The organism is uncultured Ruminococcus sp. (assembly GCF_937915125.1).
Lineage (GTDB): Bacteria > Bacillota > Clostridia > Oscillospirales > Ruminococcaceae > Ruminococcus_C.
Genome location: NZ_CALDMP010000027.1, coordinates 1 through 18,993, shown reverse-complemented (window position 1 = coordinate 18,993; position 18,993 = coordinate 1). Strand labels below are relative to the sequence as shown.

General features: G+C 48.9%; 20 protein-coding genes and 1 pseudogene. 4 read left to right on the top strand and 17 right to left on the bottom strand.

Features of this window, described 5'->3' with window-relative positions; all coding sequences use genetic code 11:
• Positions 1-52 precede the first annotated feature (52 nt).
• The 3 genes from Q0418_RS02970 to Q0418_RS02960 form a co-directional block, all read right to left on the bottom strand.
• A complete protein-coding gene (locus Q0418_RS02970; protein ID WP_298482094.1) occupies positions 53-715 on the bottom strand; it encodes a CopG family transcriptional regulator in 663 nt (220 codons plus the stop codon).
• Positions 716-906: 191 nt separating this feature from the next.
• Positions 907-1,659 (bottom strand): DUF4956 domain-containing protein, encoded by a 753-nt coding sequence (locus Q0418_RS02965; protein WP_298482093.1) that lies wholly within the window; start codon positions 1,657-1,659, stop codon positions 907-909.
• On the bottom strand, positions 1,652-2,431 hold the full coding sequence (locus tag Q0418_RS02960) for a polyphosphate polymerase domain-containing protein (RefSeq protein WP_298482092.1): 780 nt from the start codon (positions 2,429-2,431) through the stop codon (positions 1,652-1,654). Before Q0418_RS02960 ends, Q0418_RS02965 begins: the two co-directional genes overlap by 8 nt.
• 266 nt (positions 2,432-2,697) lie before the next feature.
• On the opposite strand from Q0418_RS02960, the gene Q0418_RS02955 reads away from it, so the two are divergent.
• Positions 2,698-2,931, top strand: coding sequence for a YdbC family protein (locus Q0418_RS02955; protein ID WP_298482090.1), 234 nt, complete (start codon positions 2,698-2,700; stop codon positions 2,929-2,931).
• Positions 2,932-3,236: 305 nt separating this feature from the next.
• Here the strand turns inward: Q0418_RS02955 and Q0418_RS02950 are convergent, their stop codons facing one another.
• The 14 genes and pseudogenes from Q0418_RS02950 to speD form a co-directional block, all read right to left on the bottom strand.
• A complete protein-coding gene (locus Q0418_RS02950; RefSeq protein ID WP_298482088.1) occupies positions 3,237-3,599 on the bottom strand; it encodes a nuclear transport factor 2 family protein in 363 nt (120 codons plus the stop codon).
• Between the two features lie 74 nt (positions 3,600-3,673).
• Complete coding sequence (locus Q0418_RS02945) at positions 3,674-4,276, bottom strand: cyclase family protein (RefSeq protein ID WP_298482086.1); 603 nt, start codon at positions 4,274-4,276, stop codon at positions 3,674-3,676.
• A gap of 253 nt (positions 4,277-4,529) precedes the next feature.
• The gene (locus Q0418_RS02940; RefSeq protein WP_298482084.1) at positions 4,530-5,414 is read right to left on the bottom strand and encodes a radical SAM protein; all 885 of its coding nucleotides are present in this window, start codon (positions 5,412-5,414) and stop codon (positions 4,530-4,532) included.
• The gene (gene nspC, locus Q0418_RS02935) at positions 5,411-6,559 is read right to left on the bottom strand and encodes a carboxynorspermidine decarboxylase (RefSeq protein WP_298482082.1); all 1,149 of its coding nucleotides are present in this window, start codon (positions 6,557-6,559) and stop codon (positions 5,411-5,413) included. The genes Q0418_RS02940 and nspC overlap by 4 nt, the downstream gene beginning before the upstream one ends.
• Positions 6,560-6,621: 62 nt before the next feature.
• Positions 6,622-6,987, bottom strand: coding sequence for a DUF4288 domain-containing protein (locus Q0418_RS02930; RefSeq protein ID WP_298482080.1), 366 nt, complete (start codon positions 6,985-6,987; stop codon positions 6,622-6,624).
• Positions 6,988-7,009: 22 nt separating this feature from the next.
• Positions 7,010-7,252 carry a YkvA family protein gene (locus tag Q0418_RS02925; RefSeq protein ID WP_298482096.1) on the bottom strand — a complete coding sequence of 81 codons (243 nt, stop codon included), beginning with the start codon at positions 7,250-7,252 and terminating at the stop codon, positions 7,010-7,012.
• A 219-nt stretch (positions 7,253-7,471) separates the two neighbouring features.
• Positions 7,472-8,671: pseudogene (locus Q0418_RS02920) on the bottom strand (saccharopine dehydrogenase family protein); the annotation flags it as partial.
• Between the two features lie 28 nt (positions 8,672-8,699).
• Entirely contained in the window at positions 8,700-9,575 is an 876-nt protein-coding gene (locus Q0418_RS02915) for a YwqG family protein (protein WP_298482078.1), read from the bottom strand.
• Between the two features lie 15 nt (positions 9,576-9,590).
• Positions 9,591-10,451 (bottom strand): polyamine aminopropyltransferase, encoded by an 861-nt coding sequence (speE, locus tag Q0418_RS02910; protein ID WP_298482076.1) that lies wholly within the window; start codon positions 10,449-10,451, stop codon positions 9,591-9,593.
• Between the two features lie 47 nt (positions 10,452-10,498).
• On the bottom strand, positions 10,499-10,753 hold the full coding sequence (locus Q0418_RS02905) for a hypothetical protein (protein ID WP_298482074.1): 255 nt from the start codon (positions 10,751-10,753) through the stop codon (positions 10,499-10,501).
• Between the two features lie 40 nt (positions 10,754-10,793).
• Positions 10,794-11,321 (bottom strand): hypothetical protein, encoded by a 528-nt coding sequence (locus Q0418_RS02900; protein ID WP_298482072.1) that lies wholly within the window; start codon positions 11,319-11,321, stop codon positions 10,794-10,796.
• Positions 11,322-11,351: 30 nt separating this feature from the next.
• The gene (locus Q0418_RS02895) at positions 11,352-11,786 is read right to left on the bottom strand and encodes a GNAT family N-acetyltransferase (RefSeq protein ID WP_298482070.1); all 435 of its coding nucleotides are present in this window, start codon (positions 11,784-11,786) and stop codon (positions 11,352-11,354) included.
• Between the two features lie 94 nt (positions 11,787-11,880).
• Complete coding sequence (locus Q0418_RS02890) at positions 11,881-13,326, bottom strand: aminotransferase class I/II-fold pyridoxal phosphate-dependent enzyme (RefSeq protein ID WP_298482068.1); 1,446 nt, start codon at positions 13,324-13,326, stop codon at positions 11,881-11,883.
• Between the two features lie 13 nt (positions 13,327-13,339).
• Entirely contained in the window at positions 13,340-14,152 is an 813-nt protein-coding gene (gene speD, locus Q0418_RS02885; protein ID WP_298482066.1) for an adenosylmethionine decarboxylase, read from the bottom strand.
• A gap of 432 nt (positions 14,153-14,584) precedes the next feature.
• On the opposite strand from speD, the gene lon reads away from it, so the two are divergent.
• The 3 genes from lon to lysA are packed head-to-tail and all read left to right on the top strand — an operon-like array spanning position 14,585 to position 18,922.
• Complete coding sequence (lon, locus tag Q0418_RS02880) at positions 14,585-16,987, top strand: endopeptidase La (RefSeq protein WP_298482064.1); 2,403 nt, start codon at positions 14,585-14,587, stop codon at positions 16,985-16,987.
• An 11-nt stretch (positions 16,988-16,998) separates the two neighbouring features.
• Entirely contained in the window at positions 16,999-17,592 is a 594-nt protein-coding gene (yihA, locus tag Q0418_RS02875; RefSeq protein ID WP_298482062.1) for a ribosome biogenesis GTP-binding protein YihA/YsxC, read from the top strand.
• A gap of 31 nt (positions 17,593-17,623) precedes the next feature.
• On the top strand, positions 17,624-18,922 hold the full coding sequence (gene lysA, locus Q0418_RS02870; protein WP_298482060.1) for a diaminopimelate decarboxylase: 1,299 nt from the start codon (positions 17,624-17,626) through the stop codon (positions 18,920-18,922).
• Positions 18,923-18,993 lie beyond the last annotated feature (71 nt).

The window sequence follows — 18,993 nt, the reverse complement described above, 5'->3', positions numbered from 1 at the left end:
GATGCAAGCATATGACGTGCAAAGCCGGCAGGCGCTCTTTGTGCGGTGTTGCCTACAATTGATACGCCTGTTTCTGGCGTATCGCCAGATACTGCTGCTCCAGCGTATGCTGTAAAACAGCCCCCGGCAGTTCCTGCTGTAACCCGGTGAAATAGGATTGCAGCACAGCGTGGAACATGCGGATATACTCTCCCACAGCCATCCCCAGGGCATCATCTGCCCGGATTCCATGGCGCAGCAACACACGTGTCATGCGGCCTGGTGCGATCTCATACAGTCCCTGGGCGCATGCACCCTTGGGGTCATATGCCTGTTCCAGCCGTACCCAGAATTGAAAGAAGGTCTGCATGGCATCCAGCAGCGTCCGGCTCTGAGTACGGCAGGAAATTTTCAGCTGTCCGATCTCTTCCCGGCGCAAATCACGCAGCAGTTCCACACTGTAGCGAATGGTGGGGCGGTACTTGTACTGCACCGACCCGAACACGGAAAGCATGGCGTCAGAGCCTTGCTCCTGTATGCGGAACGCAGGATCCATCTGCTGCATCATACAGGAAAACACCTGCCGCATCTGCTGTTCCGGTGTCGTACAGCTCACATGCTCCGCCAGGATCTGATTGATGAGATTGGAACGGCTCGTCCCTTGCTGTACTGCAAGTCGGTCAATTGCCGCAACCACATCATCCATAAGGATCAAACTGTATGTGCTTCGTTTCATCCACTCACCTCCGTGTCTTTCGTTATTTTTATTATACCACTTTTTCATAATTTGTCAAGCAGATTATATAATTGAATATGCAGATTTTTGATTATAAAAGAAAACCGCAGGATAATCCTACGGTTTTTTCGCCAAAATGAAATGCTATGTATAATCCAAAACAAATATGCTTATTTTATCAAATCAAGAAATTACTTTTGCTCATAGATCTGATCTTCATAGCGATACAAAGAGAGGATGACGGTCAGGTTGCCGTTCAGTTTTCTCAGGTCGTCAATGAACTGTTTCTGATCCACATCGTTTTTCAGTTCAAGGCTGTAGATCAGTTCAAACAGGGAGCCGAAATTGGTAGTCTTGACACGCTTCAGGTGCCAGCTGGTAGTATTCTTGTCCAGCAGTTCGTCAAAGAGTCCCACATAGTTGAGGTTTTCCGGAATGGTGATCTTCAGGGTCATGCTGCTGGTCTTGCAGACGCCGTAGTGGAGGAATTCCACGAGAATAAGTACCGCTGCCACAATGGCAAAGAATACGAACACAAACCAGACGTGGCTGCCGCTGTTGATACCGCAGATAACGCCGGTTGCCATAGCGAAGAAAACATAGGTGATATCCTTCGGGTCGCCTGGAACAGTACGATAACGGCAGAGAGTGAATACGCCTGCCAAGCTCAGAGCACTTGCCATAGAATTGATCATTACTAGAACGATGGCAACGATCGGGGGCAGCATGAGCAGAGTCAGTACATAGCTCTGGGTATAGCCGGATTTGCGGTGGGTGATGATGTACACCAGGCTGATCAGGAAGCCCATGACAACGCCCAACAGCAGTGCAAACAGCATGTCTTTCACAGAAACGGTTGTTCCTGTCGCACTCCCTACGACAGACATCAAAGAGGACAGATCCGCATTTGCAGCGGCGAACATATTGGAAATTGTGTTAAGCATAGTCGTAATTTCTCCTTTTTTCTACTTGCAGCTGAGGACGAGTCCACTCCAGCTGATTTTGAATATACATTTCATAGGCGCGACCGTACTTAGAAAAGCTGGTCTTATAGACCTGCAATTTTGCCAGCTCTTCTGCCAGCCACATGGGCATGGAATCGGCGATCTTGACTTCCATGAGCCGAGAATCCTCGGGGATCAGAAAGTCCCCATAGCTTTTTTGGGTCAAGGTCACATCACTGCGCCGTCCGGTCAATGCCCGGTCAAAGGTCAGGCGGAAGTCCGGGTCATTCTTTCCAAAATAAGCTGCACGCTGATAGCTGATATACTGTTTCGGGCGGACATCATACCGCCGTCGGAATGCGTCGATCTCATCCATGACCTGTTCCTGAATGTAATTGCCGCCAAAGTCCGGGCGAATGTTCCGTTCCATGTATGCCTCTGCCTGCGCAAGTGTCATGGTAACACGCCGCTTGTTCACAATACCGCCGATCTTCTTTTTGATTTCCAGAAAAACCGTATCATCCGGATTCGCTGGGGAGAGGTAGCTCCGGAGCCGGATCTTCTCCTTATAATAAGGCTTCGCGAGAGATTCCCGGATGAGAAAATCGTCCGGCGTATCATAATAAATATTATAGATTCCATACTCTCTGCCATCCACGCAGAATTTGTCCGGGTTCATGTACTCTGTCAGAAGCGGCAGGATATCATGATATTGCTGGTTCGTCAGAAGAAATTTTATTTCTTTCCGTGCAAATGTCTGAATTGCTGCCATAACACGCCCTGTATCCGGTCATGCCGGTACAGGTTCCCCCTTTCTTTGTATTTTTGTATTGTCATACGAATCAATGGAACCGTATTTTTGATGTTATAGTCATTATAGAATAGAATGCTTGAAATAATCTTAATGTTTTTGGTGAATTCACCAATTCTGAAAAAAACGCCATTTTTCACGGTTGCTTTTTCCTTGGATATCCGATATAATAGAAAAAGCGCAGGTCCATTTGCGCACGATTTTATCAATGAAGAGGAGAAATCAACATGGCAGAACTGAAGTATGAGATCGTCGAGCACATCGGCAGCATCGGAGAGAATGCAAGAGGCTGGAACAAGGAACTGAATCTGATCAGCTGGAACGACCGGGAACCGAAATATGATCTTCGTGACTGGGCGCCGGATCACAGTAAAATGGGGAAGGGCGTGACCCTGACCGCAAATGAGGTGGCAGCCCTAAAGGATTTGCTTGCAGAACTGGATCTGGATTCTTTTGAATAAAGGCAATACCGCACAAAGATTGTGCGTTAGATGCGCCGTCAGATTTTTCGTCAGATGAAACAAAAAGCGCAGTGAATACTTTGTGTATTCACGAGCATTTTTGTGAAATATGACGGAAAAGATGCAAGCATATGACGTGCAAAGCCGGAAGGCGCTCTTTGTGCGGTGTTGCCTAAAATGTCCTTTTCTCAATAAACGAATACAAAGTCGCTTTTGCTATGCTATGGAAAAAGCGGCTTTATTTTTTGTTATGAGCGCCGTTGTACTTCATTGCAATTGAAATTGTATAGGCTAATCAAAATTTATCAATCTATTCTTTGATCCATATTAAAAACAACCTTCCATATTCCATCTTTGAAATGCCATGTAGTTGTAATATGAAATGTTCCTTCAAGGTCATGATTCTGCATATTTTCGACCTCCATTTTTAGGATATAGTGTACCTGAAAAGAATCAGCATCTTCATGTACGATCTCAAAACAATCAATATCATATGATTTGCAGTCAAAAAGGCGAATTATCTCCGCGTATTCTTTTCCCAAGCACCTGTATCCGCCGCAAACCATTACTGCCTCTGGCGAAACAACTTTTAAAAACCCTTTAGCATCTCTATTTTTTGCAGTTTTCCACATACTATTTTCCAGTTCCAGTGCTTTTGTCAGATTCATAGTATCCCTCCTGTATATTCCGAATTGACTATTTACACAATCATTGTCTCCAATGTCTTTCTTGGATATAGGACCTATCTTATTAAGACAGAATCCATCAGTATGGCTCTGCAGGGTGCGCCATCTGTATTCGTCAGATTCAAAGGAGCACAATTCAGAAAATATACACCATCAGGTACTGCATCCAGTCTGATCCCCTCAAGCAGCACCACTTCTGCGCCAAGTAAAACAAGATGTACCGCCATAGGTCCGCTCTCTGGTCCAACTGTCTGAGATTCGTTCCCTAGCAGATCCAGGCCTGATTCTGCAAAAACTTTTGCAGCTTCAAGAGTAACAACAGCATTTCCCTTGATTAGAATTCTCTTCTGCGCACCATGATAAACTTTAGCGGCTCTTTCAAGAATACGCCTGGCTTCCTGTGCTGTAATATCACCTTCATGACCTTCTACGTATGCTGGTCCAATAAATTTCTCAAGTTTTATCTGATCAATACCTTTACCGTCTTTCAGAAAATGAAAAGGTGCATCCACATGAGTTCCGTTATGCGCACACATTGAAAAATATGTCAGATTACACACATCTCCATTTTCAATTCTGAGTATAGCTTTTTTCTCTGGTTTTGGGTCTCCTGGAAACACATTACATTCAAAAAGCGGTTGAGTAATGTCATATATCATTATCAAAAAGCCTCCATAGATATTTCTTGCCAATCAAGGCAATACCGCACAAAGATTGTGCGTCAGATGTGCCGTCAGATTTTTAGAGGTGACCTTTTGCCAGATGAAACAAAAAGTGCAGTGAATACTTTGTGTATTCACGAACATTTTTGTGAAATATGACGGAAAATATGCAAGCATATGACGCACAAAGCCGCCGGGCGCTCTTTGTGCGGTGTTGCCTCAAGAATTATTCAATTTGAAACATTCCGATTCATTCTGTCTCAAATGCCGGAATATACTTTGCAGCCGCTGCCGACCGATCCTGTCCATAGCCATTAAGCCCCAGTTCCACCGCATGTTCCCGGACGGATTCATATTCAAAGGTTGCCGCCCGGCGGTTCAGATGCTTGTCCGGCAGTGGCGTATCCGGCGGCGTGTATTGCCCCATGAGACTGAGCAGAAACTGTTCCTTCGGCAGTGCCTCCGCCAGCCAGCCCAGCAGTGCCATGGATTCTTTCCGGTGTCCCGGCAGCACCAGATGCCGGACGACCAGCCCACGCCTCAGCAGTTTTCCATCCCATTGCAGTTCGCCCGCTTGCCGGAACATGGTCAGAATTGCTCTGGATGCTGTTTCGAAATAATCCGGACAGTTGGCATATGCTTTTGCCGTCTCCGGACTGTAAAATTTCAGGTCAGGCAGGTAGATATCCACCAGCCCATCCAGCATTTCCAGAATCTCCGGTGAATCATAGCCGCCGCAGTTCCATACCACCGGAATATGCAGCCGTGGTTTTGCCAGTTCCAGCGCCTGCACGATCCAGGGGGTGTAGTGGCTGCCGGTGACTAGATTGATGTTGCACGCCTGTTCTGCCTGGAGCTGTAGAAAGGTATTCGCCAACTGCTCCACAGTCAGGATTTTTCCCACAGCAGAACGACTGATCTCCTGGTTCTGGCAGAAGCAGCAGCCCAGAGCGCATCCGGCGAAAAATACCGTTCCCGAACCAGTTTCCCCGGAAATACACGGTTCCTCCCAGGGATGCAACGCTGCACGTGCCACACGGATTTCTGTGCCGCAGTGACAATATCCCACCGTTTTTGTCCGATCTGCGCCGCATTGCCGGGGACAGAGGGTGCAGTGAGTGACATCGAAACTCATGACAGCCGCTCCTCAAAATCCCGATAACCGAACCGCTTCACCAGTTCCATTGTGCCGTCCTCATGATACAGGAGAATATCTGGCAGGGGAACGCCATTGAAGGTATTGTTTTTCACCATGGAATAGATTGCCATATCGCAGAAAACCAGCTTATCGCCGGGCTGCAGAGGATGGTCAAAGGAATAATCCCCGATGACATCCCCGGCAAGGCAGGTGTTCCCGGCGAGGCGGTAGGTGTGAGCTTTTTCGCCGGCGGTGCCGCTGCCGATAATGTGGGGACGGTATGGCATTTCCAGCACGTCCGGCATATGGCACGCCGCAGAGGCGTCCAGAATGGCAATGTCCATGCCGTTGCGAACGATGTCCAGCACCGATGCCACGAGATATCCGGCATTTAGGGCAACGGCTTCGCCCGGTTCCAAATAGACCTGCACGCCGTATTCCGACTGCACCCGGTCAATGCACCGCAGGAGACTGGCAATGTCATAGTCATCCCGGGTGATATGGTGACCGCCGCCGAAGTTCACCCATTTGCATTGTCTCAGCCACGGGTCAAATTTTGGCAGCAAATAATCCAGAGTTCGTTCCAGTACATCGGCATTCTGCTCGCACATGGTGTGAAAGTGAATGCCCTCTAGACCGTTCAGCTCCTCCATCTGTTCCAGAGGAACGCCCATCCGGGAACCGGGGATGCAGGGGTTATACAGGTCGGTCTCCACCTCGGCATAGCCGGGATTGATGCGGATGCCGCAGGAAATGTGCCGGGGTGCAGATTCCACCTGGGCACGGTATTTGTGCCACTGCCCGAAAGAGTTGAACACGATATGATCTGCAATGTCCAGCAGCTGGGTGAAGTTCTCCTGGGTGTAGGCAGGGGAGAATACGTGTACCTCCTTTCCGAAGCGTTCCCGTCCCAGTTTTGCCTCAAAAAGTCCGCTTGCAGTAGTGCCTGCCAGGTCGTCCCGAATCAGGGGATATGCAGAGAACATGGAAAATGCCTTTTGTGCCAGCAGAATCTTACAGCCGGTCTGTTCCTGGATACGGCACAGCAGGGCAGTGTTCTTTTTTAGCAGGCGTGCGTCCGTGATGTAGCACGGCGTGGAGAGATCATTGATCGGAATATCAAACAGGGATGCAAAGTTCATGGGTAACTCCTTTCTTTGTGTATGAAAGAAGCGTTCTGCGTAATGCGGAACGCTTTCTTGATTTAGATTTCGTTTTGATCGGGGAAATACCGAAGGGGCAGCATTTCCTCTCTTGTAGATGAATCGCCGAGGCATTTTTCCAATTCCTTTTCAGAAAGTCCGAAACGATTTTGAAAAATTCTGGAATACACTTCCTGCACATCATCCTCTATATTATCAGATTGAAAGCAATCCAGATAATCCACGATAGAGCAATGTACTGTGTTGCCATACATATTTTTGCGTTGGGTGTCCATTATCTGGCTGGCGTAAACTTCTGCCTTTTGATAAGCCGCATCAAAGGAGTCTGCATCAATTTGTAGAATGGATTCTTCGTAGAAAATCTGTTCCCGGATGGTGTATTTGAGAAGTAGTTTTATGTGGTACATTATTACGATCCGTTCACTGCTTTTAAATCACAACTTTGTTATTGTCCTCACGCCATTTCAGATATTCTTTTACATCTGACTCCACTAATTTCCAACACGCAGCAACTACGGCAGCATCATCAAAATAGCCAATAACCGGGATGCTGTCGGGTACAAGATCAATCGGAGATACAAAATAGAGCAAAGCACTGGTAATTGCGATGATAGTTCCCAATGGTAAATCAGTGTATTCCTTTTCGATGTAGCTTTTTATCAATGAAACCATCGCAGGAATATAAGATAACTTCTCACCTAAAACAGGAATTGATTTCAGCTTCTTTTCAAGCCTTTGTAAGAGTCGTTCCATTTTTTCTCGATTCTTCAAAATTTTCTCAGCTTTTTTATATCCTTTCTCCAATTCTTCCTGCGCTTTTTTTTCATCGAAAACTTGTTCGATGTTCTCATATATTTTAGGATTTTTTTCTTGACTTTCAGGAACATTTTCATCCACCAGCACCGGATCAAAATTCTCCGTCCAGGGCAGACCCCACTTGTTCAGTGCTTCCATAAACGGATCAGGATCGAATTCCTCCACATTATACACGCCCGGCTTTTTCCACTTGCCGGTCATGACCATCATTGCCCCGATCATTGCCGGAACACCTGTAGTATAGGAGACAGCCTGAGAGCCCACTTCCTTGTAGCATTCCTGGTGGTCGCAAACGTTGTATACATAATAATTCACAGGCTTACCGTCCTTGACACCCTGACAGATACAGCCGATATTGGTCTTGCCCACCGTGCGGGGGCCCAGGGATGCCGGATCGGGAAGTACTGCCTTCAGGAACTGCAGAGGAACGATTTCCTTGCCCTCATACAGAATGGGCTCAATGGAAGTCATGCCCACATTTTCCAGGCATTTCAGATGAGTCAAATAGCTCTGCCCGAAGGTCATAAAGAACCGGATGCGCTTGATGCCGTGGATATTCAGCGCCAGGGACTCCAGTTCCTCGTGGTGCAGCAGGTACATATCCTTTTCGCCAACCTGATCGAAATTGTACACACGCTTGATCTCCATGGGCTCTGTTTCCACCCATTGACCGTTTTCGATATAGCTGCCCTTTGCGGAAACCTCACGGATATTGATCTCCGGGTTGAAATTGGTGGCAAAGGGATAGCCGTGGTCGCCGCCGTTGCAGTCCAGAATATCAATATAGTGAATTTCGTCGAAATAATGCTTCTGTGCGTAAGCGCAGAATACGCCGGTTACACCCGGATCAAAGCCGCTGCCCAGCAGTGCAGTAATGCCGGCTTTTTCAAATTTTTCACGGTATGCCCACTGCCATTTGTATTCGAATTTCGCCGTATCCTCCGGCTCATAGTTGGCTGTGTCCACGTAGTCCGTCTTTGTGGCAAGGCAGGCATCCATGATGGTCAGATCCTGATAGGGCAGTGCTACGTTAATGACAATATCCGGCTTTTCCTGTTCGATCAGGGCAATGAGCTGGTTCACGTCGTTGGCATCCACCTGTGCCGTAGTGATCTTTGTGGAAGTCTTATCCTGCAATTCTGCCTTGAACTTGTCGCACTTGGATTTTGTACGGCTGGCAATGCAGATCTCCGTGAATACCTCGCTGTTCTGACAGCACTTGTGAATGACAACTCCGGCAACACCGCCGGCTCCGATAATCAATGCTTTTCCCATGTTTTATACCTCCAAATAATATTTATATTTAACAACAATCCCAGTTGTAAATTACATCGCTGAAATCACAGCGTCTGAGATTTTCCCGGCTGATAAAGAAATTGCAGATACCGGCATCACCCCATAAGATCTTATCCTCGCCGCCTCCGAATTCGCTGTCCAGCTGGAACAGCAGTACTTCGTGAATATCATCCTCACTGCGGGGATCCCACTGGGTGAATCCGGGATAACCGCCGATTTTGTGCCCAAAACCGTTTTTGTTTTCATCTTCAAAATCTGTGGGATCGTCCAGCAGATCATCTGCTTCGTCCGGGTAATATTTCCGTACCAGTTCTGTGATACGATCGTCGAAATGGCAATCGCAAGCTGAAATTGTATCTATTTCCGCAGAAAATGCCAATCTGTAGCAGTTGAATACGGGAAAATAACAGTCGTCATCCGCAGTATCACTTTGCATTTTCGCACGTACCTCATCCTCGGTGACAGTTTTGTCCACGTCTTTGTAATATAGCACCCGGAAAGTATTCTGTCTGGTATTATTTTCAAAATCCAATCCGTATACATCATTATTCAGAATCCAGAATTGCAGCAAGCCCTGGTGAGGGAAGTCCTCCAGTGTAATTTGTGTGCAGTCGATCTGCGCCAAAAGCCGCAGTTCGCCACAATCGCTGTCCCGGGGAATCTGCCCGTCATGGGGCACATAGCCAATACCGCCCACCTTACTGTCAAACAGTCCCGGTCTGGTATCCGTCAGTTCCAGCTTCATACAGGGCACCGCTGTCTTTTGCAGGATTTTGTCCCGGACATCATTGACGGTATGGAGCCCGGCTTTGTGAATGGATTCCAGTTCTTTCATTTCCTTTGCCACATCGTCTTTTTTTCTGAAAAAATCAAATAGTCCCATGACTTTCTCCTTATATCAATTCCGACCTGTCGCTTCCCGCAGCGCATCCCGGACATTATTGGGAATGGCAAAACAGCCCTGGTGCAGGATGGTGTTATAGTACCGTGTTTTCAGCCCCAGACTGTTCCACCAGTCCGCCTGGAGATCCCGGCGTGGGTCAAACTTTTTGGATGCAAAGCCAAAGAGCCAGTGACCGGAAGGATACGTGGGGATGTGTGCCTGATAGACCAGGGCAATGGGGAAGAAGTTCTTGATACGGCTGTGGGCACGTTTCATGGCGTTGGAATAGGACGTGTAGAACGTACTCTCGTGCTGGTTGACCAGAATGCCGTCAGGGGAGAGTGCCTTGTAACAGTTTCCATAAAATTCCTTGGTGAACAGTCCCTCGCCTACGCCAAAGGGGTCGGTGGAATCCACGATAATGAGGTCATAGGCGTTTTCCATTTTGCGGACAAACCGCAGTCCGTCCTGGTAGTAGATATGCACGCGTGGGTCGTCCAGGCTGCACGCCGTAAAAGGCAGGTATTTCTTTGCCAGATGCACCACCATTTCGTCGATCTCCACCATGTCGATGTGCTCGATAGTGGGATACCGGCAAAGCTCCCGGACGGTGCCGCCGTCTCCGGCACCGATGACCAGTACCCGTTTGATGTTCGGGTTGGTTGCCATGGGAATGTGGGTTATCATTTCATGGTAGATGTACTCGTCCTTTTCCGTCACCATGAGCAGTCCATCCAGGGTCATGATGCGACCGAATTCTACGGAATCAAATACGTCGATTCGTTGGAATTCGCTCTGCACACTGGCAAGCTGTTTGTCAATACGGATGGATAGCCGCACGTTTTCGGTGTGATTTTCGGTGTACCAAATGTCCATGGGGGGTCTCCTTTCTGTTGGGGGTGGGGAAGATAAATTGGAAGTTATCAGTAACTGATTTTGGCTTCTCTGCTATTTAATTTACCATTTTCCGATAATTTGAATTCTAACCAGTGAATAGGAAGTGGTGAAATATCATCGATGGGTTTATTATTATCCCATATTACTGTCTGTGTTGTTTTTCTGTTATGAAAGAATCTACAAAAAACATTATCTTCTTCTCCCCATGTTTCAAACACAGCACTAAACATAGTATCGTCATATTCAATTTCGCTGAATACATAGTTTATATAATAAGCCATCACATTACCTCCCTAAATTCCGATTTGCCGTTTTACACACTCACTGCCCCCAATATCTCTCCTTAATATCCTCAAACTGCTGTTCTTTCATTTGTTCTATCTCTTTTTCTTTCGCCTGATCTGCAAAGTGCATGGGTATCTGCATCACGATCAGAATCGCAAGTCCACCGGCAACCATCCTGACAAGACCTCTGCATGCTTCTTTCCGGATGATAAGTCGGAGGCTTTCCTGAATCTCTTCCAGATTCAAGACCTGCCCGAATGATTTCTTTCCGCAATCAGCGCAATAGAATTTCTTTGCGTAGCTGCTGTATCTTGGTTCTCTGACAAGTGCGCCGTCCTGTACTGTGGTTTTTGTGGTATTTCTGGTCTTTGTCATGGAAATATGTACCGCTTCTTTCCATGGAACTTCAAATGCGGCGCCGCATTTTTCGCATCGTACCTGTGCTTTCAGGTCAGCACGTGCAGCGTCCTTTGAAATCCGGCGAAATATAAAGCATACACAAAATATGACCCAGAAAAGCAGGAGCGCTGCCATAATGATGATTAGAATTACTTCAATATCCATTCTTGTTCTCTTAAGATCATAAAGCAAGCTTTATTCTACAGTAAAATCCGTCCAGTTGATGTGATTATATTCCATGATATCCGTGGATTTCATCATCCCCATTTTCTCATAAAACGGCATGGCATCTTCATTTGCACAAGTGTACATGATAATATTGTCTTCGCCGCCGGCGATTTCATGTGCCTTGCGCAAAAGCTGTTTTCCGATGCCTTTTCTGGTATATTCCCGGATCACGCCCAGATCCGTGATGAAAAGCCAATATGCAAAATCAGTGATACCAAAGCAGATGCCCACAAGCCGGTTTTGCTGATCTCTTGCAGCCAGACTAATGGAAGCATTTTCCAGCAGCTTTTCAATTCGCTCCAGAAAATCCTCTTTAGGATACTGCGACCCAAGATCACTGTTTTTCAAAAAGTCGATATATTCATTGACCGTGAGACGTTCGCTTTGAATGGTAATATTCATGTTTATGCGTCCTTTCTTTTGCGCTGTGCTTTTTATTTCATCTGACGAAAAATCCGACTGCGCAATCTACGCACCAGATTGAATCAGTGTTTCCTTAACGCACCACATTCAGCTTCGCGATCTCCATATCCTGCGGCCCCGTCAGGGAACAGCCCTTTTCTTTTGCATATTTGATGTAATCTACGATATCCGCCGTAATGCGTTCTCCGGGTGCCAGAATGGGGATTCCCGGCGGGTAGCACATGACAAACTCGCTGCAAATTTCCCCGACGCTTTGTTCCAGCGCCACCGCCTTTTTCTCCGCATAAAACGCCTGCTGGGGCGGCAGTGCCACATCCGGCGCTAAGTATTCGCTCTGGAGCATTCCCGTGGGGTCGCCGCCATAGAGTCGCTTGATCTCCGATAAGGCAGAAATAAGCCGCTCGATCTCCAGAGCACGGTCTCCGGCAGTGACGATCGCCAGAATATTGCCGATGTCGCCGAACTCGATCTGGATGCCATATTCGTCCCGGAGCAGGTCGTATACCTCAATGCCTGCAAGTCCTGTATTTCTCGTGTGAATGGACAGCTTCGTCCGGTCAAAGGCATAGAACGAATTGCCATTGCAGAGCTCATCGCCGTAGACATAATAGCCGCCGATACGATTGATCTCCTCCCGGGCATAGTCCACATACTGCACCGCTTTCCGGTACATTTCCCGTCCGTTCAGTGCCAGATTCCGCCGTGCGATATCCAGGGATACCATGAGCAGATAGGACGCGCTGGTAGTCTGAGTCAGATTAATGACCTGGCGCACATAATCAGCGTTGACACTCTCTGCGCACAGGAGCATGGCACTCTGTGTCAGGGAACCGCCGGTTTTGTGGATGCTCACCGAAGCCATATCCGCACCTGCCGCCATGGCAGAGCAAGGGAGATTTTCTCCAAAATAAAAGTGGGTACCATGTGCCTCGTCGGCCAAGAGCAACATCCCATGGTCATGTGCCAGCTTTGCAATGCGCCGAATATCCGGACAGACGCCGTAATAGGTGGGATTGTTCACCAGCACTGCCTTGGCATCCGGATTCTCCAGAATTGCCTTTTCCACGGCTTCAACGGACATGCCCAGAGGAATGCCCAGGTCCTTGTTTTCGTCCGGATCTACATACACTGGAATTGCGCCGTTGACAACCAGTGCATTGATGGCACTCCGGTGAACATTCCGGGGCATGATCAGCTTTTCCCCGGCTTTGCAGACGGACATGATCATTGCCTGTGACGCACCTGTCGCGCCGTTGATGATAAAAAAGGCATTTGCCGCTCCGAATGCCTCCGCCGCCAGCGCCTGAGCATCCCGGAGCACCGACACGGGATGGCAGAGATTATCCAGATTTTTCATGGAATTCACATCGATCTGCACACAGCGGTCCCCCAGAAAGTCCGCCAGTTCCCGGTTTCCTCTGCCGCCCTTGTGCCCGGGGACATCAAACCGTACCACACGATTCATGAGATGTTCTTTCAGCGCATCCATCAGTGGTGCATCCTGTTGTGTCAAAGCCATACCGCAAGTCTCCTCAATAAATATTTCTCCCGCTGAAGATCTCGATCATTTCCCGGCGCAGACGGTTGGTGATATCCAGTCGTACCCGGGGGTCTAATTCGTAGGCATCGGTTTTAAAGAGATAATTTTGCAGCTCCAGTTCCTTGATCAGCATGCGAGTGTGGAAGATGTTGGACTGGTAAACATTGACATCCTGTGCATCGTAGCGCAACAGGATCTCTTCGCTGATAAAGTCCTGGATAGAGGTCATATCGTGATCCATGAAGAATTTCTTGCCGCTGATATCCCGTGTGAAGCCCCGGACACGATAGTCAATGGTGATAATATCCGAATCAAAGCTGCGGATGAGATAATCCAGCGTATTCAAAGGGGAAATTTCGCCGCAGGTGGATACGTCAATGTCTACCCGGAAGGTGGTGACCTCGTTGTCCGGATGACTTTCCGGGAACGTGTGCACGGTCACATGGCTTTTGTCCAGATGAGCGTGGATATCCCTGCGTTTCAGGAACTCCGTTCCCTGATTGCAGGAGGCATCCATGCTCTCCGGCGTGACCTCGCCCTCGGCAATGAGCACGTTCACCGAAGCCCCCTGGGGTTCATAGTCCTGCTTGGAAATATTGAGTACGGTTGCACCGATCATTTCAGTCACGTCGCAGAGGATATTGGTCAGACGTTCGGAGTTGTACTGCTCGTCAATATAGCGGATATAGTCCCTTTTTTCTCGTTCTGACTTTGCATAGCATACGTCAAAAATGTTAAAGCTCAGCGTTTTCGTGAGGTTATTAAATCCATATAAGGTCAGCTTTTTCTCCAACCCTATCATCACAGCCTTCCTGGTAAATTTGCGTTGCGCAAGGCAATGCCGCAGAGGGTGCCATTACGCATGAAACAATTTATCATAATCAAAGACAATTGTACCACAGTTTGCAAAAAAAAGCAATGGGATTTACAAAACTTTTTGAAAAACTGATGCAGAAACAAAACAATGTCCGGCACAATTGAAAAACATGTTCCGTTTTTGCGACAGAACTTTGAATTTTCAGGACTTACCACTTGCAAAATCATACGAAGTATAGTATAATAGAACAAATTGAATCTGATCGTGTCGGTGCTGCCGGAATTCCGGCGGACAGAGGACACAGCGGACACAGCGGTGAAGGGAATGAACCGTCACTTGATACGGCGTCTTTACCAAGGGGATCAGTGATTCCCCCAAGAACCAATCGCAGAAACAGATGCAGAAAGGAAGACAGAGAATATGAACAACCAATTGGAAGAAATAACGACACAAAAGCTGCCTCTTATTGCCATGCGCGGTACGGTATTATTTCCGGGCATGACCATGCATTTCGACCTGGCACGGGAACCCTTTGTCCATGCACTGCAGTCTGGTATGGACGCAGACCGCCGTGTAGTTCTGGTGACCCAGCGTGATCCTCTGGTGGAAGAGCCGACACAAAATGACTTGTATTCTGTGGGTGTCATTGCAGAGGTACGCCAGGTACTCCGCACGCCTGACGGTGTTATGCGTGTTCTGGCTGAGGGCAAGACACGGGTCACCATTGAAACTGCCTATCTGGAAACCGGCGATGATACCGCATATCCCCAGGCGGACTGCGTGATTCGGGAAGAACTTCTGCCGGACGCAGAAAAACGCACCGAGCGCACAGCTGTGGGACGCTGCATCAAGGACGCCTTTCAGCAATATGCCGAGCTGCTGCCCCGGATGCCCCGGGAGCTTGTGGCTTCGGTGGTCTGCGAACATGATGAGACAAAGCTCTTTGAACATATTGTATTTAATATTGCCCTGGACTATCCCGAAAAGCAGCTGCTCCTGGAAGAGGACAACTGGAATGAACGGCTGAAAATGCTCCTACAGATCCTGGTGGATGAAATTGACATTCTGCACATGGAACGCAAATTACAGGAGGATACCCAGGCAAATCTGGACCGTTCCCAGCGAGAATATTATCTGCGGGAACAGATGCATCTCATTGCAGAACAGCTGGGCGAAGGGGAGGACCCAGCCTCAGAACTGGAGGAATATCAGGATCAGATCCAAAGCCTGCCTCTGGACGATGCCAGCCGGGAAAAGCTGGAGAAAGAAGCAGAACGGCTGTCACGTCTCCCTATGGCATCCCAGGAAGCATTTGTGATCCGGAATTATCTGGACACTGTGCTGGCACTGCCGTGGAATGTTTCCACCCACACCAAGGTGAACCTGAAACGGGCGCAGGGTGTTCTGGAACGAGATCACTACGGTCTGCAGAAAGTGAAGGAACGCATTCTGGAAAGCTTTGCCGTCCGTTCCCTGCTGCCAGAGGCAACGGGACAGATCCTCTGCTTTGTGGGTCCGCCCGGTGTGGGTAAAACTTCCATCGGGAAGTCCATTGCAAAAGCACTGGGACGGAAATATGAGCGTGTGTCCTTGGGCGGCGTCCGGGATGAATCGGACATCCGGGGACACCGGAAAACCTACATCGGTGCAATGCCCGGACGCATCATGGATGCCATGACACGTGCCGGCTCCAATAATCCGCTGATCCTACTGGACGAAGTGGACAAAATGAGCAATGACTTCCGGGGTGACCCATCGGCGGCATTGCTGGAAGTGCTGGACAGCGAACAGAACAAGGCGTTCCGGGATCATTATATTGAGGTGCCTTTTGATCTGAGCCGGGTATTATTCGTGGCAACGGCAAATTCCCTGGATCCCATTCCGGCACCCCTGCTGGATCGTATGGAAGTCATTGAGCTGGGCAGCTATACCCGGGAGGAAAAGTTCCACATTGCACGGGAACATCTGGTGAAGAAGCAGCTTGCCAAGCACGGACTGAAAGGTACCCAGTGCCGGATCCCTGACGAGGTGATCTATGCTGTGATCGATGGCTATACCCGGGAGGCAGGCGTCCGTGAACTGGAGCGTATGATCGGGACACTGTGCCGGAAAGCGGCAAAAAAGATCGTCAGCGGTGAATGCAAAAAGGTGACGTTCTCTGCAAATACGCTGGGAGAATATCTGGGTATCCAGAAATTCCGCCCTGATGCCCAGAGTCACGAGAACACGGTGGGCGTGGTAAACGGTCTGGCGTGGACTTCGGTGGGCGGCGTGCTCATGCCCATGGAGGTACTGGTCATGCCGGGAAAGGGTGCTGTGGAATACACCGGTTCTCTGGGCGATGTCATGCGGGAAAGCGCAAAGATCGCAGTCAGCTATACCCGTAGCGTGGCGAAGCAATATGGCATTCCCGAGGATTTCTACACCAACCGTGATCTGCATATCCATGCGCCGGAAGGTGCTGTGCCGAAGGACGGTCCCTCTGCCGGGGTTACAATGGCAACGGCACTGATTTCCGCCTTGTCTGGCAGGGCAGTCCGGGGCGATGTTGCTATGACCGGTGAGATCACGCTTCACGGAAAGGTACTGCCTATCGGTGGCCTCCGGGAGAAATCCATGGCTGCCTATAAAGCAGGTATCAAAACCGTGATCATTCCGGAGGAAAACCTACCGGATCTGGAAGAAGTCGATGGAGCAGTACGGGAGCATGTGACATTTGTTCCGGCAAAGACTCTGGACACAGTGCTGGAAACAGCCCTTGTGCCGGAGGAAGTGGAGATATCCAATGTCACCGCCGTACAACCGGAAATGTGTCACGCTTAAAGGGAGGATGTATGCAGTTTCAGAATGCACAATTTGTCGCGTCATACGGTACCTTTTCTCAGATACCGCCCTGCGATTCCGCAGAAATTGCCTTTGCAGGACGATCCAATGTAGGAAAATCCACGCTGATCAACAAGATTTTTCAGCGAAAGTCGCTGGCTCGTGTCAGTGCTGTGCCCGGAAAGACGGCGACCATCAATTTTTACCGGCTGGATCCCCTTACCATTGTGGATCTGCCGGGCTATGGCTATGCCAAGGTGGCGAAATCGGAAAAGAAGCGCTGGTCGGGGCTGATCTCCGGCTATCTGGGAGCCGACAGGGATCTGCGGCTGATCCTGCTGCTCATTGATATGCGCCATGCGCCGTCCAAGGATGATCTGCAAATGATCGACTTTCTGGTGGAGAGTGAGCTGCCTTTTCTCATCGTCCTCACCAAGGCAGACAAGCTGAACAAGACAGAACGAGCCAAGCGGATGCAGGCGTTTGAGACAGAAATTCCGTATTTTTCACAAATTCACGTGATTCCCTTTTCCTCAGTCACGCGGGAGGGCGTCGCTGAAGTACAGGCGGTTTTGGAAGAGATCGTATCAGAGCCAGAGGAATAATGGCGCAAAAATTGGAAAGGAAGTAAAAGAAATGTTTGTATCAGATAATCTGGATGTCAATGCACAGGGCAATCTCACCATTGGCGGTGTGGATACGGTGGCACTGGCGAAGAAGTATGGCACACCCCTTTATGTTATGGATGAGGATATGATCCGCCGGGACTGCCGAACATTCCAGAAGAGCATTGAGGAATATTACGACGGGCAGGGAATGGTCTGCTATGCCAGCAAGGCATTTTCCTGCAAGGAAATCTATCGTGTGATGCAGTCGGAGAATATAGGCATTGACGTAGTCTCCGGCGGCGAGCTGTACACCGCACTACAGGCTGGCTTTGACGTATCCAAAGCGTGTTTCCACGGCAACAACAAGACCATGGAAGAGCTGAACATGGCGCTTGACTCTAAGGTAGGTCGCATTGTGGTGGACAACATCTATGAGATGGAACAGCTGAACCAGCTGGCAGCGGAAAAGAACGTCACTGCACCCATTCTGCTTCGTATCAAGCCCGGCGTAGATGCACATACCCATAACTTCATCCGCACCGGACAGATCGACAGCAAGTTTGGCTTTGCCCTGGAGACCGGCGAGGCTTATGAGGCAGTTCAGAAGGCAATGTCCTATCCCAATCTCCAGCTGCGTGGTCTGCACTGTCATATTGGCTCCCAGATCTTAGATACCCAAGGCTTTACTGCGGCAGCTGAGGTCATGATGGAATTTATTGAAAAGCTGAAAAAGGAACTGGATTTTGAGACAGAGGATCTGAATCTGGGCGGCGGCTTCGGCATCCGCTACACCGACGCAGACGATCCACTGCCTTATGATGCATATATGGAAGCCGTGGCAAAGGTGATCAATGGCTTCTGTGAAAGTCACGACGTAAAGCGTCCATTTATTCTCATTGAGCCGGGACGTTCCATTGCAGCACCGGCAGGCATTACGCTGTACACTGTAGGTGGCAAGAAGATCATCCCCAACATCCGCACCTATGTTTCCATTGACGGCGGCATGTGCGACAATCCCCGCTATATCCTGTACCAGTCTGCCTATGATGCACTGGTGGCAAATAAGGCAGGGGAGCAAAAAACTGAGACGGTAACCATTGCCGGAAAGTGCTGCGAAAGCGGCGACCTCATCGGCGAAAACATGGCACTCCAGCCCTGCGAGCCGGGAGATATTATTGCAGTTTGTGCAACAGGTGCCTATAACTATTCTATGGCATCCAACTACAACCGTCTCCAGAAGCCGGCTGTTGTCTTTGTAAAAGACGGAAAAGATCGCCTGGCAGTAAAGCGTGAAACACTGGAAGATCTGGTGCGCAACGATATCTGATACCATAAAAAATGACTTAAGGCAATACCGCACAAAGATTGTGCGTCAGATGCGCCGTCAGATTTTTCGTC